Raw genomic sequence first — 25,747 nt, 5'->3', positions numbered from 1 at the left:
AAATGGCAACGGTGATTGATTGGGCTTGACCTCAGGCCCGCTTTTCGGCACTTGACCAGCACTCAGAGCAAGTCCAGCAAAAGTGGAAACCGGTTTTGCGTCCGGATTTGCGATAGACAGGAAATGGAGCTGTTTCGCGTTTCGAAGAAAGGCGGAAATGCTCTAAGAGACAATTTTCATCATCAGGAGACACCGATGTCTGATGCTCATGGCGTCGCCCGCGACCAACTCCGCGCTTTTATCGAGCGCATTGAACGACTTGAAGAAGAGAAAAAGACGATCGCCGACGACATCAAGGATGTCTATGGCGAAGCCAAGTCGATGGGTTACGACACCAAGATCATGAAGAAGGTCATCGCCCTTCGCAAAAAGGACGACCAGGAGCGCATGGAAGAGGATCTGATCCTCGACACCTATCTCAGCGCGCTCGGCATGATCCCGAGTGATTCGACGGACGACGAAGAAGCCGCAGCCTGATCTGCTTATCAAAGCCCGCCCCTTGAGGCGGGCTTTTTTGTTTCGCCCGCTGTGAGACTTGCGCAGCAAGCCTGCCGACAATCGCTCCACATGCCGCGTTCCGCGAGTTTTTCATGGCAGACCACGATGTTATCGTCATTGGTGCAGGTTTTACTGGTCTTACGGCATCACTCGCGCTGCTGGAGGCCGGATGCGACGTGATCACCATCGAGGCCCGCAACCGGGTCGGCGGACGGGTCGAATCTGAATATTTGCCCGATGGCACACGGGTGGATACCGGCGGCCAGTTTCTCTGCCGGGACATGACCAACCTGATGCAGACCGCACGGCAGCATGGAGCACGCACGGTCTTTTCCCACATAGAGGGCAATCAGGCCTACCGTCCGGTTGTCCCGACGGCAACGGGAGACGCAATCTGGGACGGCGTGGACCGGTTGCGCCAAAAGATGCTGTCACTCGACATGGCCGAGCCTTCCCTTGCCCGCCTGACCGTTGGTCAGTGGATAGACCGGCAGACGGACGTTGCCCCCGAAATAACCGGTTCCTTCCGCCGCCTGGTCAAGGGTCTCTGGTGTCGCGCGCCGGAAGATGTGTCGCTTGCCTATCTGGTATCGAACGACCGTCGCATCACCAACGTCTACCCGGAACTCGAAATGTTCCTGGGCGACACGATGCACGCTTTGGCCGAGACGCTGGCTATAGGCCTCGGCGACCGCCTGCGGTTATCTCAACCCGCCACATCCATCACCATCATGCAGGATGCCGTCGAGGTCGACATCGATGGCAGGGCTCGCACCGCAAGGCAGGTTGTGCTTGCCGTGCCGCCGGTGATGGCCCGGCGGATCGAGATATCACCGGCCATTCCAGACCGGCTCTCGAAAGCACTGGCGGCCTGGGAACCCGGCTGCGCCATAAAGCTGTTGATCGGCTACGCAAGCCCATTTTGGCGACAGAAAGGGCTGAGCGGCTCCGTGATGTGGAGCGATCCGCAGGGAATGTATGCCTTCGACACCAGCCATGACGCCTATTCGGGCATCGTCGTTTTCCTCGGAGGCCCGCTCGCATCCGACTGGCATCACAGGCCGCAGGCCGACCTTGCGGCCTTCGTCACCGGCGAATTATCTGCGGCACTGGGCGAGGAAGCAAAACGCCCGACATCGATCTGCATACGCGACTGGGTCAACGATGCCTGGAGCGATGGGGCCTATAGCGACGTCATCACCGATCTCGATGCCACCGATGCCGAGGCCGTTCTTCTCGAAGGCCTGCCGCGCCTGCGCTTTGCCTGTTCGGAACTGTCGCCGTCATTTCCCGGTTATGTCGAAGGCGCCATTGTCGCCGGCCGGCAGGCAGCCGCATCGGTGCTGGCAGCACTGCGCCGGCAGTCATAAACCACGGATTTACTGGAGATGACGCTTAGTTCGACCCGCTGAAACGGCTTGGATCGATCTTCACCGTGTCGGATACCGGACGGAAACCGTCACTGGCATAGGCAGCGGAATATTCGCCGTTCAGCGTCCGGGTCACGACCCGCGGTGCCTTCATCGAAACCACATCGCCGGACCTCTTGTTATCCAGCGCCCATCGTTCCAGCGAATCCTTCGTCAGGTTGCCCGAGGCCGGAGCCATTGCCGGTTTAGTCGAGCGGCCACCCTTGGTCGGAACGGCAGCCGCCGCCGCGGCAACCCATTTCGGTGTATCGAAGACATCACCGAACTGTTTGGAACCCGCCGATCCCTGAATGACCTTCTGCGGCAGGGACGCCACTTCCATCGGCTTGCGCGCCGGAGCGGCAACGGGAACGGGCTGAGCGACCTGCGCCGTATTGGCGACCGGGCGCACGCTTGCCGCAGCGACAGCCGGCTTGCGCTGCTCGGTGTCTACGCTGCTTGAGAGAGCAGCCACGAGTTCCGGCGTCAGCGCCTGTTCCTGCGGCCGTTCGATCGGCGCGGCAACCAATGCCGCCATCTGCGGGGCAGCAGGGCGATGAGCAGGAAGCGGCACCGAAGCCATCTGCTCCAGAGAGCTCGGAACGGCGCCAAGCGACGCCATCATCGTCGACGTATCCGCATCCGCCTTGAGGCCACGAGCGCCAAGCAAAGTCGGAACCGGAACGGTATATTTCGACAGATCGGCGAATTCGGTGCCCTTCTGCTGCGCGGCCTCGGCTGCGGCCGCCTGAAGGGCGAGCGCCTCTTGAGCCGGGTTACGCTGCTGCGAGTAGAGCGCCGTGGCGAGTGCCCCCGGACCATCCTGGCGGAAGGCGGGGCGCGATGCCGGAACTGGCGCCGTGATGTTCTGTGGCTGCTGCGGCTCGACGGCTGCAACCATGACCGGTGCGGCCGGTGCTGCGGCGGGAGCCTCATCCTCGGCATCGGCCGGCCTTGCGGCGGAGCCGGACGACCGCGAAGCAATGACCGGTGCATCGCTTTCGCTATTGTCTTCCGCCTCGTCAGCGCCACCGCCGCCAAACAGCGTCGCAAGGAAACCGCGACGCTTGCGCTCGGCTGGCACACCACCTGCCGTCGAGGCAATCTGGATCGAGTCGGAACCAACGCGTTTCTTGTAATCAGCCAAAGCCTGCTCGTAGCCCGGCAACGGCTGTCCGTCAGCCGGCAGATGCAGCGTATTGCCCTTCGGGAAGATCTTCACCAGTTCGTCACGGCTCATCCGCGGCCAGGCACGCACGCCGCCGACATCGAGATGCACAAAGGGCGAACCGGATGTCGGATAAAAGCCGACGCCGCCGACCTGCATCTGCATAGCAAGCGCTCTGAGCGTCGCAAGCTTCACCCCGGGGATATAGAAGTCCATCGCCTTGCCGAGCATATGCTGGCTGTTCTTGGCGACACCGGTATAGCGCGTACGGGTGCGCAGCATGTTATTGGTGCCGGGAGAACGGTAGGCCGAAACCACGTGGATATAGTCCGTCGCGCCGCTGCGCCGGTAGACTTCCCAGACCAGATCGAAAAGCCGCGGGTCCATCTTCGTCGGCTCGTTCTTGCGCCAGTCGCGCAGGAACTGGTTGATCTGCGCCAGCCCCTTCGGGTCGAATCGGCCATTGCGCTTGAAGGTGATGACGGCCTTTTCGCCGGTATGGATGAAATAAAGCTTGAGGCTACGGTCCTCGGCGGCAGCTTCGGCCACGCAAGCAGACCATGCGAATGCCGCAACGACTGCAACCGCCACGCCCGTGGAGACGCGCTTGGCCAGCGATTGAAAGGCCTTGGCGACGAATGCGCGAACGCTCGTGTCCAAGGGCACTTCTTTTGCATTCAGTTCAGGCAAAGCGATCCCCGTCTGGCAGACAACGTCCCTCGTCGTCTCAATGACTGACAATTGCGGTCACACGATGGCAAATTTGCCACACATGTACAAGCATCTCTCCTATAGTCAATGATGTGCTAAAGAGAGATTGACAGAAATTGCCATGCTTTGCTTGCCTGAAAATTAACTCTCTCTAATCGAGGGACCGTAAAGCCTCCGTTGACCGGTGTCTCAGGCGGCTTCCTTGAGCGGATCGTCGGGATCGATTCCATAATCCTTGAGCTTGCGGTAAAGCGTCGAACGGCCGATGCCGAGTTTCCGCGCCACCTGGCTCATCTGGCCGCGATAGAACTTCAGCGCGAAGCGGATCAGCTCTTCTTCGACATCGGCAAGCTTGCGCACTTCACCCGCATCATCGGTGCTGATGATGACATTGTCCGACGCCGGATAGGCGGCTGCCAGAAGCGCCCGGGGATCAGGCCGCATCGAACGCTGCGGCATCATCGGCTGGGGAAACCCCGGATCGACCGACAGCGGGCGAACCACCTGCGTGTCGAACGAAATTGCAGCACCTGTCCCGGTCGCCGCAAGCTCCGCGGTGCGGAATTCCGGCACCTGCGCGGCAATCTGCGGGAAATCGAGTTCGGTAAGCTCGTCACCTTCCGCCAGAACGATGGCCCGGAATATGGCGTTTTCCAGCTGCCTGATATTGCCCGGCCAGTCATAGGCGGTCAGCAGGGCCATGGCACCGGCGCTGACACTGAGATTGTGCGGCAGCTTCTGCTCGACCGAGAAACGCTCGGCAAACACCCGCACCAGATGCGGAACATCCTCCTTGCGGCGGCGCAGGGCGGGAATGGTGATCGGGAACACATTGAGGCGATAATAGAGATCCTCGCGGAAACGGCCGGCCCGAACCTCTTCGATCAGGTCCTTGTTGGTCGCCGAAATCAGCCGCACATTGACCTTGTGAACCCGGCCGGCACCGACGGTCTCGATCTCGCCCTGCTGCACGGCGCGCAGCAGCTTGACCTGCACTTCGAGCGGCAGGTCGCCGATTTCGTCAAGGAACAGCGTGCCGCCATCCGCTTCGACGAACTTTCCGGTGTGACGTTCGGTAGCACCGGTAAAGGCACCCTTCTCATGGCCGAACAGAATGCTCTCGACCAGATTGGCGGGAATTGCCCCACAGTTGACGGTGATGAAAGGTTTGCCGGCGCGGTCGCTGGACGACTGGATGGCCCGTGCGATCATTTCCTTGCCGACACCGGATTCGCCTTCCAGCACCACGGGGATATTGGAATGGGCAGCGCGCTGCGCCAGATCGATGACCCTCAGCATGTCCGGGCTGGCCGACACGATATCGTTGAAGCCGACAACGCCGGCACGGCGGCGTCCGACCTTCGACTTGCCTTCGCGATGATCGAGCTTGAGCGCATTGGCGATCGACGTCGCAATCCGTTCCGGCGAAACCGGCTTGACCACGAAGTCGAAAGCCCCTGCCCGCATCGCCTGGACGACGAAATCGATGCTGCCTTGACCGGTCTGGACGATGACCGGCGTATGAATGCCCATCTCCCGCAGCGCTGCAAGGAAGGTCAGACCATCCATTTCCGGCATCATCAGATCGAGCACGATGACATTGACGTCGCCGCTGGTGCGGCTGAGGAAGTCGAGCGCCACTTTGCCGTTTTCGGCAAGATGCGCGACATAGCCCTGTCGCTCCACGGCATTCTTCAAAAGGCGGCGCTGAATGGGATCGTCATCGACCACAAGGATATGAGCAGACATGCTTTAACTCCCGGCAACGTTCATCGTGCACCCTTTGCGGGCTCTTATGCTCAAGGTTGTGCCAGAAAGGCTTGAACATCCCCTTTTGAGAAAAGCTCACATTTTAACCGTCCGAACGGAAAACGGACGGGTGGCGACCGCGGGGGCGAAATGCTACCCCTCTGGCACCAAGTGAATGCCCATTTGAGTGGAAGGAAAGACCATGACCAAACGCATCGCGCAGCCCCGAACCGCCTTTGCCGCAGCGGCGACCGGCAGCGGCGCGGCCAAGGCGGCCAACGACCCTGCGCTCGGCCTTTTGCCGGTCTGGAAACTATCCGATCTCTACACATCCAGGGACGCACCCGCCTTTGCCGAAGATATGAAGAAATCGGAAACGGAAGCCCTCGCCTTCGAAAGCAAATGGAAGGGCAAGCTCGCGGAAGCTGCAACGAAGACGGGTACGGGCGGGATCGGCGAAGCGCTGAACGAATACGAAGCGCTGGACGACCTGCTTGGCAAGATCGGTTCCTTTGCCGGCCTCACCTATTTCTCCGACACGTCCGACCCGGCAAACGGCAAGTTTTTCGGTGACGCCCAGGCAAAGCTTACCGACATTTCCTCGCATCTGCTGTTCTTCGCACTGGAACTGAACCGCGTTGAAGATGCGGTGATGGACGCCTGCATGGATCGTGACCCGGCAGCCGGCCATTACCGCCCGTGGATCGTCGACCTTCGAAAGGACAAGCCCTATCAGCTCGACGACAAGCTGGAACAACTGTTCCTCGAAAAGTCGATGACCTCTTCTGCCGCATTCAACCGGTTGTTCGACGAGACCATGGCGGAACTGCGCTTCGATATCGACGGCGAGAAACAGCCCCTCGAAGTGACGCTCAACATGTTGCAGGAAGCCGATCCCGCTATCCGCGCCAAGGCCGCTGCGGCGCTGTCGAAGACCTTCGGCGAAAACCTGCGCGTCTTCACCCTGATCACCAACACGCTCGCCAAGGATCGGGACATTTCGGACCGCTGGCGTGGTTTCGACGACATCGCCGACAGCCGCCACTTGGCCAACCGCGTCGAGCGTGAGGTTGTCGACGCGCTTGCCGCAGCCGTCCAGGCGGCCTATCCGCGCCTCTCCCACCGCTATTACGCGATGAAGGCGAAATGGCTCGGTGTCGACCAACTGAACTACTGGGACCGCAACGCGCCACTTCCGGAATCGCCGAAAGCCGTCATTCCATGGGAGACGGCGAAGGATACCGTGCTCTCTGCCTATGGCGCCTTCGCCCCGGAAATGGCCGATATCGCCGGCCGTTTTTTCACCGAGGAGTGGATCGACGCACCGGCACGGCCGGGCAAGGCACCGGGCGCCTTTGCCCATCCGACAGTCCCGTCCGCTCACCCTTATGTTCTTGTTAACTACCTCGGCAAACCGCGCGACGTGATGACGCTCGCTCACGAACTTGGCCATGGCGTGCATCAGGTTCTCGCCGGCGGTCAGGGCGCCCTGATGTGCCAGACGCCATTGACATTGGCCGAAACCGCCTCCGTCTTCGGCGAAATGCTGACCTTCCGCGCGCTTCTGGAAAAGACGAAAGACAAGAGAGAGCGCAAGGCGATGCTCGCCCAGAAGGTCGAGGACATGATCAACACGGTCGTGCGCCAGATCGCCTTCTACCAGTTTGAACGCAAGGTCCACACGGCCCGCAAGGACGGCGAGCTGACATCCGAGCAGATCGGCGAATTGTGGCTGTCGGTCCAGGCCGAAAGCCTTGGCCCGGCAATCAGGATATCGGCAGGGTATGAGAGCTGGTGGACCTATATCCCCCACTTCATCCACTCACCCTTTTATGTCTACGCCTATGCCTTCGGCGACTGCCTGGTGAACTCGCTTTACGCCGTCTACCAGAATGCGGTTCCCAATTCCGGCATAGGAGGTTTTCAGGACAAGTATTTCGAACTCCTCAAGGCCGGCGGCACCAAGCACCATTCGGAACTCCTCAAACCCTTCGGCCTCGATGCCACCGATCCGACCTTCTGGTCGAAGGGACTGTCGATGATCGAGGGCCTGATCGACGAACTGGATGCGCTGGACAAGGAACTCGCCTGACAGCTTGAAAGCAATACGGCCGGGAAAGCCCGGCCGTATTGGATTGCAGATATCCCTCTTACCGCACCACCGGCTCCACAGTCAGGTCCCGGCCGATCGCAGCCACGACCCTGACACGCGAACCGACCGGCAGGTCCGGCCCCATCACCGACCACATCGTATCGTCGAGCTTGATTCTGCCCCGGCCTTCCTGGATCGGCTCGGAAAGTGTGGCCGTGCGGCCGACCAGGCTTTCGCCGCGACGGTTGAGCCATGGCTCGTCGCTCGTCGTGCGTTTGCCGTTGTAAAAACGGCGCCCCAGCACTGCAAACACGATCGACAGCACGGCAAACAGCAGAAGCTGCACATGCCAGCCCCAGAAGGCCTTATCCCATAACACCAGAGACAAGGCCCCGAGAACCACCGCTGCGGCACCGATCCAGACGAGGAAAACACCGGGAACCATGAGTTCCAGCGCCAGCAGTATCATGCCGACGATCCACCAGCTCCAGGGTCCGAAACTGTTCCAGAGTTCGACGATCATCGCCTTATCTCTCTGACGTCGGTGGCGTGAATGGCGGCACGACGGCCGTCACCGTTGGCGTGCTGCGCGTCGGACGCGGCGGCTGGGCACGCGGCGCCGAAGGTGCCGGACCATTGCCGTCGCCGAACACTTCCTTGGCAATCGCGCCGATGCCGCCGAGCGAGCCGATCAGCGACGAGGCTTCGAGCGGCATCAGCACGACCTTCGAATTTCCAGCCTTGCCGATCTCGATCAGCGCTTCGGTGTATTTCTGCGCGACGAAATAGTTGATCGCCTGCACGTCGCCGGCAGCGATCGCCTCAGACACCACCTGCGTGGCTCTCGCCTCCGCTTCCGCCAGCCGTTCGCGGGCCTCCGCTTCGCGGAATGCTGCCTCACGCTCGCCTTCCGCCTGCAGAACGGCTGCCTGCTTGGCGCCTTCCGCACGCAGGATCTGCGCGTTGCGCGAACCTTCCGCCTCCAGGATCTGGGCGCGCTTCTCGCGCTCCGCCTTCATCTGCCGGGCCATCGATTCGACGAGATCCTTCGGCGGCTGGATATCCTTGATCTCGATGCGGGTGACCTTGATACCCCAGGGATGCACGGCTTCGTCAACCACCCGCAGAAGGCGTTCATTGATGATGTCGCGGTTGGAGAGAAGCTCGTCGAGATCCATCGACCCCATCACCGAACGGATATTGGTCATCGTCAGGTTTTGGATGGCATTCTGGAGATCGGTAATCTGGTAGGCGGCCTGCGCCGGGTTAAGCACCTGATAAAAGGCCACCGCGTCGGCGGCGACGCTCGCATTATCCTTGGTGATCACTTCCTGCGTCGGGATGTCGAGCACCTGCTCCATCACGTTCATCTTCGAACCGATGCGCTCGATGAACGGCGTCAGGATATTGAGCCCCGGTTGCAGCGTGCGCGTATAACGCCCGAAACGCTCGACCGTATAGGCGTAACCCTGCGGTACCGTCTTCACCAGCGCGAAGAGCATCAGGATCGCAAGCACGACCACCACGATCACGAAAATATCGAAGCCGCCCAGGAACATTCCATCCTCCTCCAATGTCGCAAATATGCAAGTGATCCTATTCAACCGGGCCGGCATTCACAAGCGCGCCCGATTGCCGTAATAGGCACCGCAAGACCGGTCGCAGCCTACCCGGATAAAACAAGGACCATAGATATGAAGATCATTGTCGTCTGCTCCGGCGGACTTGATTCCGTTTCGCTTGCCCACAATATCGCCGCCAGTGGCGACCTCATGGGCCTCATCTCCTTCGATTACGGCCAACGCCACAAAAAAGAACTCGAATTTGCCGCCGCCGCGGCAACCCGGCTCGGCGTCTTCCATCAGATCATCGACATGCGTTCGATCGGCAGCCAACTGACCGGCTCGGCGCTGACCGACGATCTGGACGTCCCCGACGGCCATTATGCCGAAGAGACCATGCGCATCACCGTCGTGCCGAACCGCAATGCCATCATGCTGGCGATCGCCTTCGGCGTCGCGGCAGCGCGTCAGGCGGATGCTGTCGCGATTGCCGTCCATGGCGGTGACCATTTCATCTATCCCGACTGCCGGCCGGGCTTCATCGACAGTTTCGACGCCATGCAGCGCCACGCGCTGGACGGTTACGCCTCGGTGAAACTGCTCGCCCCTTACGTTACCGGCTCCAAGGCCGACATCGTCACCGATGGCGCCGGCCACGGCACGCCGTTTGCCGAAACCTGGTCCTGTTACAAGGGCGGCGAGCGCCATTGCGGCCGCTGCGGCACATGCGTCGAACGCCGCGAGGCCTTTCATCTCGCCGGCATCGAAGACCCGACAGACTATGAGGACCCGGAATTCTGGAAGGCCGCGACCGAAGGCTTTAAAGCCGAGGACGTCCGCTGATGTACCGTATCACCAAGGAATTCCACTTCTCCGCCTCGCACCAGCTGTCACACCTGCCGGCCGATCATCAATGTGCCCGCCTGCATGGCCATAACTATATCGTCGTCGTCGAACTGGCCTCCGCCGATCTCAACGAGGACGGGTTCGTGCGCGACTATCACGAACTGGCGCCGCTGAAGCGCTATATCGACGACGAATTCGACCATCGCCACCTGAACGAGGTTTTGGGCCACGACAAGGTGACGTCGGAATATCTGGCGAAACATTTCTATGACTGGTGCAAACAGCGCCTGCCGGAAACTTCAGGCGTCAGGGTCAGCGAAACGCCGAAGACCTGGGCGGAGTACCGGCCCGAGGCACGCCCATGAGCGCCTCGTCTGCTGAAACCATCCGCATCAGCGAGATCTTCGGACCGACCATCCAGGGCGAAGGCATGCTGATCGGCCAGCCGACCGTATTCGTTCGCACCGGCGGTTGTGACTACCGCTGTTCCTGGTGCGATACGCTGCACGCGGTCGACAGCGCCTATCGTCACGACTGGAAACCGATGGATGCCGAAGCGATCTGGGATGAGGTGCGCAATCTCTCCGGCGGCATGCCGCTGACGGTATCGCTGTCGGGCGGCAACCCGGCGATCCAGCCGCTGAAATCGCTGATCCGCCGCGGCAAGAATGATGGCTATCGTTTTGCCATCGAGACCCAGGGCAGCATTGCCCGCGACTGGTTTTCCGATCTCGACGTGCTCGTCCTGTCACCGAAACCCCCGTCGAGCGGCATGGAGACGGATTGGGACGCGCTGGCCGACTGTCTCGCCGCGGCTGGAAAAGCGCCGCGCATCGCGCTGAAATTCGTCATCTTCGACGACGCCGATTATACCTTCGCCAGACTGGCGTCGGAACGTTACCCGGAACTCCCCGTCTACCTCCAGCCCGGCAACCACACGCCGCCTCCGCCGGAAGACGACGATGCCCGCATCGACATGGACGGCATCATGGACCGGATGTTGTGGCTGGTTGACAAGGTGACGGAAGACCGCTGGTTTTCGGCAACGGTGCTGCCGCAGCTTCACGTCCTGCTCTGGGGCAACAAGCGGGGCGTCTGACCGGCGCTCCGAAATCCTATTCGGCGTAGATCATCTTCTTGGTCATGCCGCCATCGACGGTCAGCACCTGGCCTGTGACGAAACCGGCACCATCGAGATAAAGCACCGCATCGGCAATATCCTTCGGCCGCCCGACCCGGCCGACCGGATGCTGCGCCTCGTCCTCTTCGGACAGCATCGTTTCATTGGTAATCCAGCCCGGCGCGATCGCGTTGACGCGGATTTTCGGGCCGAGGCTGACGGCGAGCGCATGGGTGAGCGCCACCAACCCGCCCTTCGACGCCGCATAGGCTTCCGAATTCGGCTCCGACATGAAGGCGCGGGTAGAGGCCATGTTGACGATCGAACCACCCGTCTTCATCAGCGGCACGATGGCCCGCGTCATCAGGAAGGCCCCGGTCAGATGGCTGTCGATCACCCGCCGCCAGTCTGCATAAGACATGTCGAGGATCGACGTACCGAGCGCCCCGCCGGTGGCACCCGCATTGTTGACCAGAAGGTCCAGACGATCCCAGCCCAGTTCGGCCACCGCGATCTCCACCGAGGCTTCGTCGGCAACGTCGCATTCGATGGCGCGCACGGCCTCGATGGAATGCAGCTTGCCGGCCATGTCGAAGGAGGCGACCTCGAACCCGCGCGCGATCAGTGCCTCGCAGATACCGGTTCCGATCAACCCGGCGCCGCCGGTGACGATTGCTTTTTTCATGGATTGCTCCTTCGGTTATTTGGGCTCTCCGATAGCCCCTCATCCGCCTGCCGGAACCTTCTCCCCGCAGGCGGGGCGAAGGACGCAAGCCGCGAGGTTTCGGTCATCTCCAACCCCAAGTGTGGCACGTCCCCTCGCCCCGTTTACGGGGAGAGGTACAGCTCAGCAGGCTACGCTGTGGGTGAGGGGCTCGTTCCTGCCGGAATCAGCCGGATCAAACCCACCCCTGCAATTCGCGGCGAACGACCGTTTCCAGCACGTTCATCCCTCCCTCGCTATCGTTGAGACAGGGGATGTGTACGAATTTTTCGCCGCCGTGATGCATGAAGATTTCGCCCGCCTCGCCGGCGATTTCCTCAAGCGTTTCAAGACAATCGGAAACGAATCCGGGGTTCATGATGGCCACCCGCTTGATGCCCTCTGCGGCCAGACCCTCCATCGTCTTGTCGGTATAGGGCTGCAGCCATTCTTCCGGCCCAAACCGCGACTGGAAGGTGATGCGCAGCTGCTTGTCCGTATAACCCAGCGCCTCGCGCAACAGCCGCGCCGTCTTTTGGCAGAAACACTGATAGGGATCGCCGGCCTTGAAATAGGATTGCGGAATGCCGTGGAACGAGGTGATCAGCAGCTGTGGCTCCCAGTCGAGCGACGCGAGCGTGCTGCGCACCGAATTGGCCAAAGCCTCGATATAGGCCGGGTCGTCATGATAGGTCGGCACCGTGCGCACGGCCGGCTGCCAGCGCAGCTTCATCAGATGTTCGAAAGCCTTGTCGTTGACGGTCGCGGTCGTTGCCGCCGCATATTGCGGATAGAGCGGGAAAAGCACGATACGGTCGCAGCCCTGCTCTTTCAACGCATCGATCTTCGAGGCGATCGACGGGCTGCCGTAACGCATGCCCCAGTCGACCACGACATTCGGCAGGTCCTTCAGGCGCTCGGCCATCAGTTCCCCTTGGTTGCGGGTATAGGTGCGCAGGTAGCTTTCGTTGAGATCCTTGTTCCAGATCGCCTCATAGGCCTTGCCCACCTTCTGCGGCCGCTTGTTCAAGACGATGCCGTAGAGGATCGGGTACCAGTAGAGTTTCGACCACTCGATGACCCGGCTGTCGGACAGGAATTCGGCGAGATAACGGCGCATGGACCAGTAGTCCGTGCCGTCCGGCGTGCCGAGATTAACGAGCAGCACGCCGACCTTGCCGAAGGATACGGGCGGATGGCCGGCGGGTGTGAAAGGCGACGAAGAGGTCATGAAATGTCTTCCAGATGAGCGTACCGAAAACACTACGGTCGTGGTGAAGCTGCGGATTACTTAGGAATAAAAAACGGCTCGGGAAACCCCGAGCCGCAATCGTCACTGGGACAATTTGTCCCTATCCGTCATTTAGTTTTGTTATCCCCGCCTCGACCGAGATCGAGGCGCTCACTTGGCCGGCAATTCCAGTTCCTTGCCGACCTGGATAACGTCCGGATGGCGCAGCTTGTTGGCCTTGGAGATCTCGGTCCACTTCTCGCCGTCGCCATAGGTGCTTTCGGCGATCTTCCACAAGCTGTCGCCCTTCACCACCGTATACTTGCTCGGGCCGGCGGCCGGCGGCGTGGTCTGTCCCTGCGCCTCGACGGCGGCCGGAGCCGTTGCAGCCGGAGCCTGGGCGGTCGTTGCCGGTGCAGGTGCCGGAGCGGCGGGTGCGGGTGTTGCAGCAGGAGCAGCGGCAGAAGGCGCTGCGGCCGGTGCCGGCGGCGGGGGTGGCGTGTAACCGGCCGGAGTCAGGTCGGTGATGCGGCCATCGGTATAGGGCTTGTAGGGATTGTGCGCCCCGAGATACTCGGCCACCGCCTGTTCGAGGTTCGGGCCGAAATCATAGGCATTCTGGGCAGCGGTCGCAAAAATCTTGAAACCGTCACCGCCACCACGAACATAGTTGTTGGTGACGACGCCATAGACCTTGTTCGGGTCGATCGGCACGAAGGCCTCGCCTTCCTTCACCTCGACGGCGCTGGTGCGCGAACCGACCGGCTTCGACTTGTCGAAGGAGAATTTCATGCCCGCCACCTGCGGGAAACGGCCGGCACCGTCATCGATCTGGCTGACGCCGTTTTCAAGGGCTGCGACGAGATCAGAACCCTTGATCTGGAACGTCGCGATCGTGTTCTGGAAAGGAAGCACGGTCAGCACTTCGCCCATCGAAATCTCGCCGGCATCGATGGAAGCACGCAGGCCCCCACCGTTCTGGATCGAGATGGTGATGCCCTGATCCTTGACGCGGTCGAGCTGCGCATCGGCAAGCAGGTTACCCATCGAGCATTCGGCGGCGCGGCAAATCTTGCGGTCACCCTCGATGGGGCTTTCCGCACGGCCGACGACCTTCTTTTTCAGCTCTTCGATCGGCGCCTTCAGCTCGTTGACACGGGCAGCCATCTCGGGATTCGGCTGGAACTTGACGTCGACCGGGATCGGTTCGCCCTCTGCCGACTTGACCACGCCTGCATCGTCGAACACGACCTTAAGGTCGCCGAGGTAACGGCTGTACTGGAACGCCTGCACGACAGGCACCTTGTAGCCGCCCGGATTGTCGACCCAGGTCGGATAGGGACCGGCCGCACCCTTCACCGTATTCGACAGAAGCGTGTGCGTATGACCGCCGACCACGACATCGACATCCGGGATCTTGGCGATATAGGCGAGATCGCGCGGATAACCGACATGGGTGAGCGCGATGATCTTGTCCACGCCCTCCGCCTTCACGGCCTTGACCGCTTCGGTGATCTTGGCGACATCGTCGGCAATGGTGATATTTGGGCCGGGATTGGCGATTTCCGGCGTGTCGTTGGTCACGGCACCGACAATGCCGATCTTCTGGCCGCCGACTTCGAGAACGAGATAAGGCTTGATGCGATTGCCGATCTTGGCGGCGGCCGACGGCACCACATTGGCGGTGACGACCGGAAACTGGATCTTGTCGAGGAAGGTCGCGAGCACGTCGTCCGAATCGTCGAATTCGTGGTTGCCGACCGTCATCGCGTCGAACTTCATCGCGTTGAGCACTTCGGCTTCGACCGCACCCTTATAGGTCGAGTAGAACAGCGAACCCTGGAAATTGTCGCCGGCATTGAGCAGCAGCACGTTCTTGTTGTCGGCCTTCAGCGCATCGCGCGTCTGGTTGATCGCGGTAAGCAGGCGCGCGGCACCACCGAAGCATTCACCCTTGCCTTCTTCTTCGGCCGAGCAGGTGCTGTCGTATTTGTTGACGGATTCGATGCGGGAGTGGAAATCGTTGATGTGCAGGATGTTGAGTTCGTAATCGGCAAATGCCGCGCCGCTCGACAGGGCCATGACCGATGCGGTCAAAAGCCCCAATCCTATCGTCTTCATCATCGTCTCTCTCCTTGTCATCTAGCCGTGTTGCTGCACGGCTGTTCCCGATTGTTCTACTGTTCCAGCGTGACAGTGATTGTGCAGCGCATGGTTTCACCAAGCAAAATCGGTTTCAAGCCAAATATGACAAGGGTGCGCCGCATCGTTTTGCGCCAAAAACGCGAAAACCCCGCATGGGCGGGGTTTCCTAAATTGCTGAAGATGCTGCTTTTCGTCGCGTTACATCTTGCGTGTCAGCGAGAATTGCGCGCCGCTGTCCTGCGTGCAGTTTAGCTGGCCGGGCGTCACCAGCGCGCAATTGACGCGCGACTGGGTCTTGCGCACCAGCGACGTCATGTTGATCTCGACCAGCGTCGGCGACAGGGTCGTATAGGTGCCGGATGCGAGCAGCGCATTGCTGTCGCTGGCGCGGGTGTTGAACGTGCCGCCCTGGAAGCTCGAGACGATGCCGTTCGGATCGACCCAGGAGCCTTCGACGCCCTGCGGCTGGGGGGCCATTGCCACCTGGCGCGGCGGCGGTGACGACACGCAGGCGCTCAGACTGGCAGCGGCGACGAGCGCAAAACCCATTTTGAAATTCATCATCTATCTCCCGCGGTAAGCTCGGTCATGCATGATCCTGACCATGGCGCCCCGCTCAATGTATGGCAAGCTGTGGACTTGTGTAGATATGCCACGATGGAGTTTACACGCAAAACGCCCGCGTATGCCGCGGGCGTTCCATTGTTGCACAATTTTCTTGGGCGTGATGCTTTAGCGCACCAGAATATTCTTGAACTGCCAGGCGTCCTTCTCGTCGATATCTTCCGGGAACAGGCCCGGGCGACCTTCGAGCGGGGTCCAGTCGGTGTAATGGCCTTCGACCGGGCCGAGATAAGGCGTCTGCACTTCGAGGCAACGCTTGTAATCGACCTCGTCGGCTTCGACGATGCCGGCCTTCGGGTTTTCCAGCGCCCAGACCATGCCGGCGAGAACGGCGGATGTTACCTGCAGGCCGGTGGCATTCTGATAAGGCGCGATGCGGCGGGTCTCTTCGAGAGACAGGCGCGAACCGTACCAGTAGGCATTCTTTTCGTGGCCGTAGAGCAGCACGCCGAGTTCGTCGACACCGTCTTCCAACTCATGTTCGTCGAGAACATGCAGGACCGGCTGCTGGTTGCCGCCATTGCCGAACATTTCGTGCAGCGACAGAACCGCGTCGTTGGCCGGGTGATAGGCGTAGTGGCAGGTCGGGCGATAAACGACTTCGCCATCCTTCTCGACCGTGAAGTAATCGGCAATCGAGATCGACTCGTTATGGGTGACGAGGAAACCGTATTGCGGGCCAGGCGTCGGGCACCATGTACGAACGCGGGTATTGGCACCCGGCTGTTCCAGATAGATGGCGGCCTTGCAGCCCTTCTTGTGCTTCTTGGCGTTTTTCGGCATCCAGTTTTCATGGGTGCCCCAACCGAGTTCGGCCGGCTGCAGGCCTTCCGAAATGAAGCCTTCGACCGACCATGTGTTCCAGAACACGTTGAGCGGCTTTGGGTGCTTGGTGCGCTGGGTATCGCGTTCGGCGATATGCACGCCCTTGACGCCGAGCTTCTTCATCAGCTTGGCCCAGCCTTCGCGATCGTTCTGATCCGGCTCGTCGAACTTCAGGCCCGTATCGTTGGCGAGGTTGACCAGCGCCTGCTTGACGAACCACGAGACCATGCCCGGATTGGCACCGCAGGTGGAAACGGCGGTCGTGCCGCCCGGGTTCTTCTTCTTTTCATGGCGCACGGTTTCGCGCAGCGCATAATTGGTGCGCTCGGAATTCTTCATGCTCTTGTCGAAATAGAAGCCGAGCCAGGGCTCGACGACCGTGTCGATGTAAAGGACGTCGAGCTTGCGGCAGAGCTTCATCAGGTCGAGCGAGCCGGTATCGACCGACAGGTTGACGCAGAAGCCCTGACCACCCTTGCCGTCGTCGAGAAGCGGCTTCAACAGCTCCTTGTAATTGTCCTTGGTGACATGTGCCTTGATGTGGCGGATGCCGTGCTTCGTAAGAATATCCATGTCGGACGGCTCTTCCCGCGGGTCGATGACCACCATCCGGCTCTTGTCGAACTTGAAATGGCGCTCGATCAGCGGCAGCGTGCCGCGGCCGATCGAACCGAAGCCGATCATCACGATCGGACCGGTGATTTCGGCATAGACCGGGTAGTTGGTATCCGACATGTCTTACTCCCTATGAATGGACTGCTATTGCACGACCGCAGCCGGTTTTTCCCGGCCTAACGGTCCAGTGTAACGCCCGTTTGATGGCGCGGCCTAGATCACAAAACTTCGTCACAATAAAGGGTTTGTTCCATGAACACGGCAAGCCCGTGGCACTATTACGCCAAAGTCTTAACGGCCTCTGCTTCCCGCAGCAGGGCAACGATCTCGGCACGCTTTTCGGTGAGCCCCTTATAGGCGAGTTCGTCACCCGACATCGCGTCGAGCTGATCGGCCATCGATGCGGCAAGCTCGGCCGTATTCGGCTGGGCCAGAATGGCGGCCACAGGGTCGAGATAGATGCGGATGGTGAACAGGATGTCGCCGGATACAGGCAGCTTCCGCAACGTCTGCCGCTCCACCCGGATGAAGGCCTTTTCTGCCGGCACGCCGCGCTTTTCCTCCGGCGATTTGGCATTCGGATGATAAAGCGCATAGGACCAGTTGAGCGACCAGTTCCATCGCACCACAAGCCGGCCGGGCGAAAGATTGTCGAACATCCGGTTGATCAGCCCGGCATTGCGGCTGCCGCCCTCAAAACCGGGCACATGGGCATGGATCTCGTCCATCGGCAGGCCGAATTTTTCCGACAACCGCCATGAGGACGGAAAGGCGAGAAACGCCGCCGCGATCCGAAAACCGCCCTCACCCTTGCGCATGATCACCAGATCGTCCTGCAACAGATAACCGGCCCGCTCGAGCGGCATCATGCTCTCGTCGCCAAGATCCGTCTCGACACCCGCAACCGACAAACGGGTGCCGGAAAGACAGTAGCGGTTCTGATGATGGGCCGGCAGATAGTCGGCAAGCAGATCGAGAACCTCCTGCTGTGCCTCCTCCGTTCCCGCCTCGGCCCGCAACACGCGCTCGCCGTGTTCCGCCACGATCTGCCGCTTCAGCAGCACCTGTTCGGCAAGCGCATCATCGGGCTCGATCCAGCCATCCGGCTCGAGCTGCGCCAGACCGATGGTGAACGGCTTCGACGACCCGTCATACGGCGTATAGGTCAGATGCGGATGGCTTGGGGATGCGCTGCTTTCGGCAATCTCGGCCTCGGGCGTATCATGCGAAGGTGCGGAAACGGACATCGGCTGCGGCATCTCCTGTTTGCCGCAGTGTGATTTCAACTCGACACCTTTTCAACCCCGCACCAGCGGCGGCAGACCGCTTTTGTGACAATCAGCCGACAAGTTCGGCGCGGATAAGCCCGCGCAGCGAATTGCCGACAAAAATCCTGCGCCCTGCCTGTATCGCCTCCTCCAGATCGGCCGGCATCAGCACCGCACCTTTAGCGCGCCTCTCGCGGATGAGGTCGGCCCTCAGCACACCGGGCAGGATGCCGCTTGTGATCGGCGGCGTCAAAAGCATGCCGTCCTGATCCTCGACAAACAGATTGCTGATCGTCCCCTCGCAGAGCTCACCCCGTTCGTTGGTCAGCAGCACTTCATCGGCCTGATCGCCGGAGAACTCCGCCCGTGCCGCCTCATAGGGTTCCCGCCTTGAGGTCTTGTGACGATAGAGCGGATCGTCGGATTTGAGCTTCGTCGTCCCGATCCTGATCTTCCAGGCGGCATCGTCGGGCTGCGGCGTAAACGGCGAAACCGTCACCTCGATCTTGCCGCGAAACGACATGACCAGCCGGACCCTGAGCGGACCGTCGCCACTGACGGCCGCCTTCAGCTCGCCCTCGATATCCGCCGGCTGGCGAAAGCCGAGCGCATCGGCCGAGCGGACAAGCCGCCTGCGATGCTGTTCCAGCCGCAGAAAGCCCGCATCCGGCGTCCAGCGCATCGTCTCGATCAACGAGAAATCCATTGGTCTCCCACCGCAAACCGCGCCTTCAACAGGCACTCGTCATATTCCGCCTCCGGCACCGAATCGAAGACGATGCCGCCGCCGACATTGAAAACCGCCCGCCCGTCCGAGAAAAGGGAGAGCGTGCGGATGGCCACCGAAAATCGCATCGGCCCGGCCGGATCGCACCAGCCGATCGCCCCGCAATAGGCATCGCGCGGCCCGGCTTCCAGCTTGTGCAATATCGTCATGGCACTGAGCTTCGGCGCCCCGGTGATCGAGCCGCAGGGAAACAGCGCCCGCATGATCTCCGGCAGGCCGGCATCCGGCAACAATTTGGCGCGAACATGGCTGACCATCTGATGCACGGTCGGATAGGTTTCGATGTCGAAAAGTTTCGGCACCGACAGCGTCCCGGCCTCGCTGATACGCGAGATATCGTTGCGCAACAGATCGACGATCATCCGGTTTTCCGCCAGCGTCTTTTCATCGCCAAGCATCGCCGCCTTGATCGCTTCGTCTTCCTGCGGCGAACTGCCCCTTGCCGCGGTTCCCTTCATCGGATGGGTCTCGATAAAGCCGTCCCGGTCGACCGAAAAGAACAGTTCCGGCGAGCGCGACACGATCGCCGGCCCGCCAAGCTCGACAAGCGCGCCGTAACGCACCGGCTGGCGTTCGATCAGAGACCGGAACAGCGCGGCCGCATCACCCGTCCAGCGCGCCGTGATCGGCATAGTCAGATTGCCCTGGAAACAGTCGCCCTTGCGCAGGTGGTCATGCAGCACCGCAAATCGTTCGGCATAGGTCCGTTCGTCCCATTCCGCCCGCGGCTCGCTCAAACCCGCCGCGGACAGGCTCTCTTCCGAAATCACAAGTGAGACGTCACCATCCTCGCACGGCGCATCGAACACGCCCATGCAGATAAGCGGCGTCTCGCGGCCCTCGGGCGCAAGCGGGATCAGCTTGTCCTCGAAGGCAAAACCGGCCTCATAGGCGAGAGTACCGGCAAGCCACTTGCCGGACCGGCGATGCTCTTCCAGCCGCTGCAGGGCGGGAATGACCTCGTCTACGCTCCGCGCCACGATAAGTTCGACGGGCGAGGAAAAGGCCAGGCTTGTCCCGGCCAGGTCATCGCGAAACAGGATAGTGGCAAATCTCCCCTTATCCATGCCGCTTGCCTGTTTTCTCCTGAGCCTGATCAATCTCGTCACGCGGATGCGCGTGAAACTATCGCGCAATTAACACCACCACATGCGCGTTTGAAGCGCCGATTGCGAAATCCCCAGACGCCAATCGATGATGCCAATCAGTTTGCGGCATTTGCCGAATCGAGCCGGAAGCTGCGCAGGTGATCCACCAGTGCCCTCAGCTTCGGCGCCATGTTTCGCCGGCTCGGATAATAGAGATAGAAGCCGGGAAAACTTGGGCAGAAATCTTGAAGCATCGGCACAAGTTCGCCGCGATCGATCGCCGGTAGAAAACTCTCCTCCATGCCGAAACTGATACCGGCACCGGCGATCGCAAGCTTGATCATCAGCGCCATATCGGTCGTGGTGATCGTGTCTGCCACAGCCACCGAAAATTCGCGGCCGTTCTCGGCAAACTCCCAGCGATAAGGTGCCACGCCAACCGCCTTGCGCCAACCGATGCAGCGCCGGCCGGCCAGTTCGCCGGGATGCACCGGCGCTCCGAACCGCTCGAGATAGGCCGGCGAGGCAACCGCGATCTGCCGCTGGCCGCCCGAAACCGGCACGGCGATCATATCCTGTGCGATGACTTCTCCGAGCCTCACACCCGCGTCATAACCTTCCGCGACGATATCGAATTCCTCGTCGGTCACCGTCACATGCAGCTTCACTTCGGGATTGCCGTCGAGAAACGACGCCAGCAGCGGCCCGGACAGAAAACTTTCGGCAATCGACGACACGGCAAGCCGCAACTGCCCACGCGGTTGCCCTGCGAGATGTCCGGCAGCGTCGACCGCGCCCTGCATCTCGGCAAGCGCCGGGGCAATCTCGGCAAACAGTCGCTCTCCCGCTTCGGTCAGCGACACACTGCGCGTCGTCCGGCTGACAAGCGCAATGCCGAGCGTCTCTTCCAGCTTGCGGATCGTCTGGCTGACCGCCGATCGCGTCACCCCCAGACGGTCGGCCGCAGCGCGAAAACTACGTTCTTCGGCAACCATCGAAAACACGGCGAGCGCATTGAAGTCGAAGCTCATTGGTTAGATTTTCTTACCTTCAAGTGAATCGACAGGCGACTTATCGCAACAATGCCCGAGGTCTATCTTCCTGACAACCGCAATCGGGCGGCGAATTATCAGGGAGAAAGTCATGGACAAGGTTGTTCTCATCACCGGCGCATCGAGCGGCATCGGCGTCGGTATAGCCCACGAACTGGCAAAGGCCGGCGCGACCGTCGTCCTCGGCGCCCGCCGCACCGACAGGCTGGAGGCTGTCGCGGACGAAATCCGCGCCGCCGGCGGCAAGGTGATGACCCGCAGGCTCGACGTCACAGACCGCACCGATGTCGCAGCCTTCGCGGAAGCCGCAAGGCAGGAATTCGGTCGTGTCGACGTGATCGTCAACAATGCCGGCGTCATGCCGCTATCGCTGATGGCCTCGATGAAGGTCGATGAGTGGGACACGATGATCGACGTCAACATCAAGGGCGTTCTCTATGGCATCGCCGCCGTATTGCCCGAAATGACGGCGCGCGGTTCGGGCCATATCGTCAACATCGCCTCGATCGGCGCCTTGGCAGTTTCGCCGACAGCCGCCGTCTATTGCGCCACCAAATACGCGGTACGCGCGATTTCGGACGGCCTTCGACAGGAAAACGACCGGTTGCGCGTCACCTGCATCCATCCGGGTGTGGTCGAAAGCGAACTGGCAAGCACCATCACCGATCCGGCCGCCGCCGAAGGCATGAAAACCTACCGTGCCATCGCGCTGACACCAGACGCGATCGGCCGCGCCGTGCGCTTTGCCGTCGAGCAGCCCGAAGATGTCGACGTCAACGAGATCGTCATCCGCCCGACCAGAGCCGCACACTGAGCGGCCAAATCATCAAGGACACGACCATGAGCAGGCCTCTCCTCGTCATCGTCGGCACCATCCTCGCCACCGCCACCTCCCTCGGCGCGGTGGTCCATCTCTCAAAGGCAGAACAACCCATGCAAAATCAGGCTCAAATCGCCACCCATCCCTATCTCGGCATGTGGGTCACCGGCGACGGCCGCATCCGCCAGGAACTTCTGGCGACCGGCCGATATGACGAGGCGCGCGGCAGCCGCAAGAGTGCCTATCAGGGCCGTTACGAGGTTCGCGGCACCCACATCGACTACTGGGACGACACCGGTTTCACCGCTGACGGCACGTTCGTGGATGCAGACACGCTGCATCACGGCGGCATGATTTTCTATCGGGAGAAATAGCGGGGTTTCTCGGCGGGGAGGCCTCAGGCCACCCCGACCCGCAACAGATCGTGGAAATGCACGATGCCGATCGGGCGTTTGTCCTGGTCCACGACCAACAGTGCGCCGATGCTGTGCTTGTTGAGGATCGCCATCGCCGCCGTGGCCAGCGTGTCCTTGCCGACCGTCTTGGGGTTCTGCGTCATCACCTCATCGACGCTCATCGCGCCGAGATTGTTGTCGAGGTGGCGGGCGATATCGCCGTCCGTCACCACGCCGCAAAGACGACCGTCCGTGTCGATCACGCCGACGCAGCCGAACCGCTTGGCAGAAAGCTCATGAATGGCATCCGGCATCGAACAGCCCATGGCAACCAGAGGCAGGCGATCGCCCGTATGCATCAGGTCGCTGACATGCGACAGCATCGCGCCGAGCTTGCCGCCCGGATGGTAGACGCGGAAATCGGCGGCCGAAAACCCGCGTGCTTCCAGAAGCGCCACGGCCAGCGCATCGCCGAGGGCAAGCTGCATCAGCGTCGAGGTGGTCGGCGCCAGCCCGTGCGGGCAGGCTTCCTGCGCCTTGGGCAGAAGCAGCACGATGTCGGCTTCGCGCGCCAGAGTTGAGGCTTCGCCGGAGGTCATCGCGATCAAGGGTATGGAGAAACGCCGCGTAAACGAAACCAGTCCCTGAAGTTCGGCCGTCTCGCCGCTCCACGATAGCGCCAGCACCACGTCGCTTGCCGTGATCATGCCGAGATCGCCGTGATTGGCTTCGACCGGGTGAACGAAGAAGGACGGCGTGCCGGTGGAAGCCAGGCTGGCGGAGATCTTCCGCCCGATATGGCCGCTCTTGCCGATGCCGGTGATCACAACTCGACCGTCGATTGTGCCGATCAGTTCCGCCGCCTGACGAAAGGCTACACCAAGGCCATTCTGCAACGCCGCATCCAGCGCGCCAAGCCCTTGTTGTCCATAAGAAACCGTCCGCAATGCGGACTCCACGACGTCATGTTCGACGAGTTGTAAAGCGCGCTTGATCATGGTCGAAGCCTTAGTCCTTTTCGAATTCCAAGTCTATCGGCTTTCTGGGAGGCGCGGCGCTTCGTCCACTGCCGCGGCAATTCTTCAACCAATCCTTAACCACATCACTTTACCTTTGAGTAAGTATTTGAGCTTGCCGGGCATTCGATGGAAAAAACATCTCTGACAAGAGCGGCCCGACAAGGGCGACGGACGGCTATCGGCCTTCTCGTCGCAGTCGCGTCCCTGTCGAGCGCTTCGTCTTCCGCGGCACAAAGCATTTTTTCGGATAATGCGAGCCCTCTGATCGGCCTGCCGGACAGCCAGTTCGGCACTGCCGGCACAACGACGGTGACGCAGGGCACAGGCGCCGGCACCACAGGCTGGCCGGCAACCTCCGGACAGACGGATCCCACTCAGGCGACGACCGGCATCACTGGCATGGATCCCGCCAACGCCGCCCTCAACGGCGCGGGCCAGGGCAACACGGGGCTGAGGCCGGCGCAATCGGGCACTGCAACGGCGGCCGATGACCTGAACCAGCCTTATGAGGAAGACCTCAACCAATCTCCCGAGCAAGCGCTTGATCCCGGCACCGCTCCACTCGACCGGCCGGAATGGGAGGAACAACGGGCCGCAACCGACACGGCGCCCGGTGTGCGTCTCGGAACCTTCGTGCTTCGCCCCTCGGTCAGCCAGAGCATGAACACCGAGATCACCCGCGATCGCGGTTCCAAGGACACCCGAAACTACCTTGCCACAGGTATCCGCGGCACGCTGAGCTCGGACTGGTCGCGCCACGCATTGACGGTGACCGGCGAAGGCGTCTTCGAGCGCAATACCAACGGCAATCAAAGCGATACCGATCCGCATGCGCGTCTCGATGCGGACCTGCGCCTTGATCTCGCCGACGATACGACCGGCCATGTTATCGGCAGTTACGATTTCCAGCGCGAGGATGTCGCCGACCCGAATGCGATCGGCGATGCCTCCGAACAGGCCGGCGTTCATCAGTTCGGCGGCGAGGCTTCGATCGAGCGTAATCTCGGTCGGATCCGCGGTCTTGCCGCGATCGGCGTCACCCGCGAGATCTATACCGACGCAAAACTCTCCGACGGCTCGGTCTTCAGCATGAAGGACAGGAACCGCACTGGGATCGACGGTCGCCTGCGCCTCGGTTACGAATTGTCCCCGGCGATCATTCCGTTTGCCGAGGTCACACTCGGCCACACGGTCTACGATCGCCGCCGTGACAACGCCGGTTACCAGCGATCCTCCGACAGCTACGCCGGACGCGCCGGTGTAGCTGTCGATTTCGGAGAAAAGCTGAGCGGCGAACTTGCCGGCGGCTATGAGCACGTCGCTTATGAGGACGCCCGGCTGAAATCCATCGACGCCTTCACCATGGACGGCAACGTGGCCTGGTCGCCGCAACGCGGCACCGACGTCAATCTCGGCCTGCGCACCACGGTGCAGGATTCCACGACGGCCGGCCAGAGCGGGTGGACCGAATATCAGCTGAGTTCCGCGCTTGCACATCAGTTGCGCGACCATCTGGTGGCACGCCTGACAGGCAGCACGACCTATCGCGATTTTCAAACCGGTGGCCAAAACAACGTGACCTGGATCACCGGCGCAGGTCTCACCTGGAGCATCAACCGTTACCTCGATCTCACCAGTGATGTGGAATACGAGCGAACGACCGGCGGAGGTTCGGATCAGGACATTCTGCGTGCGGGCATCGGCCTCGCCGTGAAACGATAATCACATTTTCGTGATTATCCGTGATGCAATGCAAGCATACATGCCCGACTTGGCGGCACCTCTAATGCCTCTAATTTGTGCGATTTGGTAAGCTGGACCTTAAATGGCACGGCCAATTTGCCGCATCGTGTCGGCACTTGACAGCGGCACGACCGATTGTTTCGTCAACCCACCGCAAGCGACACTTTTGCCATGCGAAGAACGCAAAGGTAGCAGCCCATTTTTCAAACTCGCCACCTTCGTTAAGCAGTGGAGGAATCACCCTCTAGACGAAAACCCTCTTCCAACCGTTAGCAAC

General features: G+C 61.0%; 23 protein-coding genes. 9 read left to right on the top strand and 14 right to left on the bottom strand.

Annotation, left to right across the window (positions count from 1 at the left end; translation table 11 throughout):
• Positions 1-195 precede the first annotated feature (195 nt).
• Together AC2GXZ_RS02290 and AC2GXZ_RS02285 are read left to right on the top strand one after the other, a co-directional pair.
• Entirely contained in the window at positions 196-477 is a 282-nt protein-coding gene (locus AC2GXZ_RS02290) for a DUF2312 domain-containing protein (protein WP_483757501.1), read from the top strand.
• Positions 478-590: 113 nt separating this feature from the next.
• A complete protein-coding gene (locus AC2GXZ_RS02285) occupies positions 591-1,868 on the top strand; it encodes a flavin monoamine oxidase family protein (protein WP_483757500.1) in 1,278 nt (425 codons plus the stop codon).
• 25 nt (positions 1,869-1,893) lie between these two features.
• Here the strand turns inward: AC2GXZ_RS02285 and AC2GXZ_RS02280 are convergent, their stop codons facing one another.
• Positions 1,894-3,741: a peptidoglycan L,D-endopeptidase MepK gene (locus AC2GXZ_RS02280; protein ID WP_483758240.1), complete on the bottom strand. Its 1,848-nt coding sequence runs from the start codon at positions 3,739-3,741 to the stop codon at positions 1,894-1,896.
• Between the two features lie 234 nt (positions 3,742-3,975).
• On the bottom strand, positions 3,976-5,535 hold the full coding sequence (locus AC2GXZ_RS02275) for a sigma-54-dependent transcriptional regulator (protein WP_483757499.1): 1,560 nt from the start codon (positions 5,533-5,535) through the stop codon (positions 3,976-3,978).
• A 202-nt stretch (positions 5,536-5,737) separates the two neighbouring features.
• On the opposite strand from AC2GXZ_RS02275, the gene AC2GXZ_RS02270 reads away from it, so the two are divergent.
• Positions 5,738-7,627 (top strand): M3 family oligoendopeptidase, encoded by a 1,890-nt coding sequence (locus AC2GXZ_RS02270; protein WP_483757498.1) that lies wholly within the window; start codon positions 5,738-5,740, stop codon positions 7,625-7,627.
• A gap of 58 nt (positions 7,628-7,685) precedes the next feature.
• Here the strand turns inward: AC2GXZ_RS02270 and AC2GXZ_RS02265 are convergent, their stop codons facing one another.
• Together AC2GXZ_RS02265 and AC2GXZ_RS02260 are read right to left on the bottom strand one after the other, a co-directional pair.
• On the bottom strand, positions 7,686-8,150 hold the full coding sequence (locus AC2GXZ_RS02265) for an NfeD family protein (protein ID WP_483757497.1): 465 nt from the start codon (positions 8,148-8,150) through the stop codon (positions 7,686-7,688).
• 4 nt (positions 8,151-8,154) lie between these two features.
• Positions 8,155-9,186 carry an SPFH domain-containing protein gene (locus tag AC2GXZ_RS02260; protein WP_483757496.1) on the bottom strand — a complete coding sequence of 344 codons (1,032 nt, stop codon included), beginning with the start codon at positions 9,184-9,186 and terminating at the stop codon, positions 8,155-8,157.
• A gap of 135 nt (positions 9,187-9,321) precedes the next feature.
• On the opposite strand from AC2GXZ_RS02260, the gene queC reads away from it, so the two are divergent.
• The 3 genes from queC to queE are packed head-to-tail and all read left to right on the top strand — an operon-like array spanning position 9,322 to position 11,134.
• On the top strand, positions 9,322-10,032 hold the full coding sequence (gene queC / locus AC2GXZ_RS02255; RefSeq protein ID WP_483757495.1) for a 7-cyano-7-deazaguanine synthase QueC: 711 nt from the start codon (positions 9,322-9,324) through the stop codon (positions 10,030-10,032).
• Complete coding sequence (gene queD / locus AC2GXZ_RS02250; RefSeq protein ID WP_483757494.1) at positions 10,032-10,400, top strand: 6-carboxytetrahydropterin synthase QueD; 369 nt, start codon at positions 10,032-10,034, stop codon at positions 10,398-10,400. The genes queC and queD overlap by 1 nt, the downstream gene beginning before the upstream one ends.
• Entirely contained in the window at positions 10,397-11,134 is a 738-nt protein-coding gene (gene queE / locus AC2GXZ_RS02245; RefSeq protein ID WP_483757493.1) for a 7-carboxy-7-deazaguanine synthase QueE, read from the top strand. Before queD ends, queE begins: the two co-directional genes overlap by 4 nt.
• Positions 11,135-11,150: 16 nt before the next feature.
• On the opposite strand, the gene AC2GXZ_RS02240 is transcribed toward queE, so the two are convergent.
• The 9 genes from AC2GXZ_RS02240 to AC2GXZ_RS02200 all read right to left on the bottom strand — a co-directional run bounded on the left by AC2GXZ_RS02240 (position 11,151) and on the right by AC2GXZ_RS02200 (position 21,472).
• Positions 11,151-11,840, bottom strand: coding sequence for an SDR family oxidoreductase (locus tag AC2GXZ_RS02240; protein ID WP_483757492.1), 690 nt, complete (start codon positions 11,838-11,840; stop codon positions 11,151-11,153).
• A 214-nt stretch (positions 11,841-12,054) separates the two neighbouring features.
• Positions 12,055-13,089: a ferrochelatase gene (hemH, locus tag AC2GXZ_RS02235; RefSeq protein WP_483757491.1), complete on the bottom strand. Its 1,035-nt coding sequence runs from the start codon at positions 13,087-13,089 to the stop codon at positions 12,055-12,057.
• 171 nt (positions 13,090-13,260) lie between these two features.
• On the bottom strand, positions 13,261-15,213 hold the full coding sequence (locus AC2GXZ_RS02230) for a 5'-nucleotidase C-terminal domain-containing protein (RefSeq protein WP_483757490.1): 1,953 nt from the start codon (positions 15,211-15,213) through the stop codon (positions 13,261-13,263).
• A gap of 219 nt (positions 15,214-15,432) precedes the next feature.
• Complete coding sequence (omp10, locus tag AC2GXZ_RS02225; protein WP_483757489.1) at positions 15,433-15,795, bottom strand: outer membrane lipoprotein Omp10; 363 nt, start codon at positions 15,793-15,795, stop codon at positions 15,433-15,435.
• Between the two features lie 171 nt (positions 15,796-15,966).
• The gene (locus AC2GXZ_RS02220) at positions 15,967-17,418 is read right to left on the bottom strand and encodes a homospermidine synthase (protein WP_483757488.1); all 1,452 of its coding nucleotides are present in this window, start codon (positions 17,416-17,418) and stop codon (positions 15,967-15,969) included.
• Between the two features lie 158 nt (positions 17,419-17,576).
• The gene (locus tag AC2GXZ_RS02215; RefSeq protein WP_483757487.1) at positions 17,577-18,545 is read right to left on the bottom strand and encodes a heme-dependent oxidative N-demethylase family protein; all 969 of its coding nucleotides are present in this window, start codon (positions 18,543-18,545) and stop codon (positions 17,577-17,579) included.
• A 91-nt stretch (positions 18,546-18,636) separates the two neighbouring features.
• Positions 18,637-19,272: an aminotransferase class IV family protein gene (locus AC2GXZ_RS02210; RefSeq protein WP_483757486.1), complete on the bottom strand. Its 636-nt coding sequence runs from the start codon at positions 19,270-19,272 to the stop codon at positions 18,637-18,639.
• Positions 19,257-20,420, bottom strand: coding sequence for an aminodeoxychorismate synthase component I (locus AC2GXZ_RS02205; RefSeq protein WP_483757485.1), 1,164 nt, complete (start codon positions 20,418-20,420; stop codon positions 19,257-19,259). Before AC2GXZ_RS02205 ends, AC2GXZ_RS02210 begins: the two co-directional genes overlap by 16 nt.
• 137 nt (positions 20,421-20,557) lie before the next feature.
• Positions 20,558-21,472, bottom strand: coding sequence for a LysR family transcriptional regulator (locus AC2GXZ_RS02200; RefSeq protein WP_483757484.1), 915 nt, complete (start codon positions 21,470-21,472; stop codon positions 20,558-20,560).
• Between the two features lie 112 nt (positions 21,473-21,584).
• Here AC2GXZ_RS02200 and AC2GXZ_RS02195 point away from each other — a divergent pair, with 112 nt between their 5' ends.
• Positions 21,585-22,307 (top strand): SDR family oxidoreductase, encoded by a 723-nt coding sequence (locus AC2GXZ_RS02195; protein WP_483757483.1) that lies wholly within the window; start codon positions 21,585-21,587, stop codon positions 22,305-22,307.
• Positions 22,308-22,333: 26 nt separating this feature from the next.
• Positions 22,334-22,687, top strand: coding sequence for an Atu4866 domain-containing protein (locus AC2GXZ_RS02190; protein ID WP_483757482.1), 354 nt, complete (start codon positions 22,334-22,336; stop codon positions 22,685-22,687).
• Positions 22,688-22,710: 23 nt separating this feature from the next.
• Here the strand turns inward: AC2GXZ_RS02190 and AC2GXZ_RS02185 are convergent, their stop codons facing one another.
• The gene (locus AC2GXZ_RS02185) at positions 22,711-23,706 is read right to left on the bottom strand and encodes a KpsF/GutQ family sugar-phosphate isomerase (protein WP_483757481.1); all 996 of its coding nucleotides are present in this window, start codon (positions 23,704-23,706) and stop codon (positions 22,711-22,713) included.
• 147 nt (positions 23,707-23,853) lie between these two features.
• Between AC2GXZ_RS02185 and AC2GXZ_RS02180 the strand changes: the two genes are divergently transcribed.
• Positions 23,854-25,449, top strand: coding sequence for an outer membrane beta-barrel protein (locus tag AC2GXZ_RS02180; protein WP_483757480.1), 1,596 nt, complete (start codon positions 23,854-23,856; stop codon positions 25,447-25,449).
• Positions 25,450-25,747 lie beyond the last annotated feature (298 nt).

The organism is Aliirhizobium sp. YIM B11859 (genome assembly GCF_057163345.1).
The sequence above is the reverse complement of the archived record's forward strand: the minus strand, read 5'-3'. Positions and strand labels throughout refer to the sequence as shown.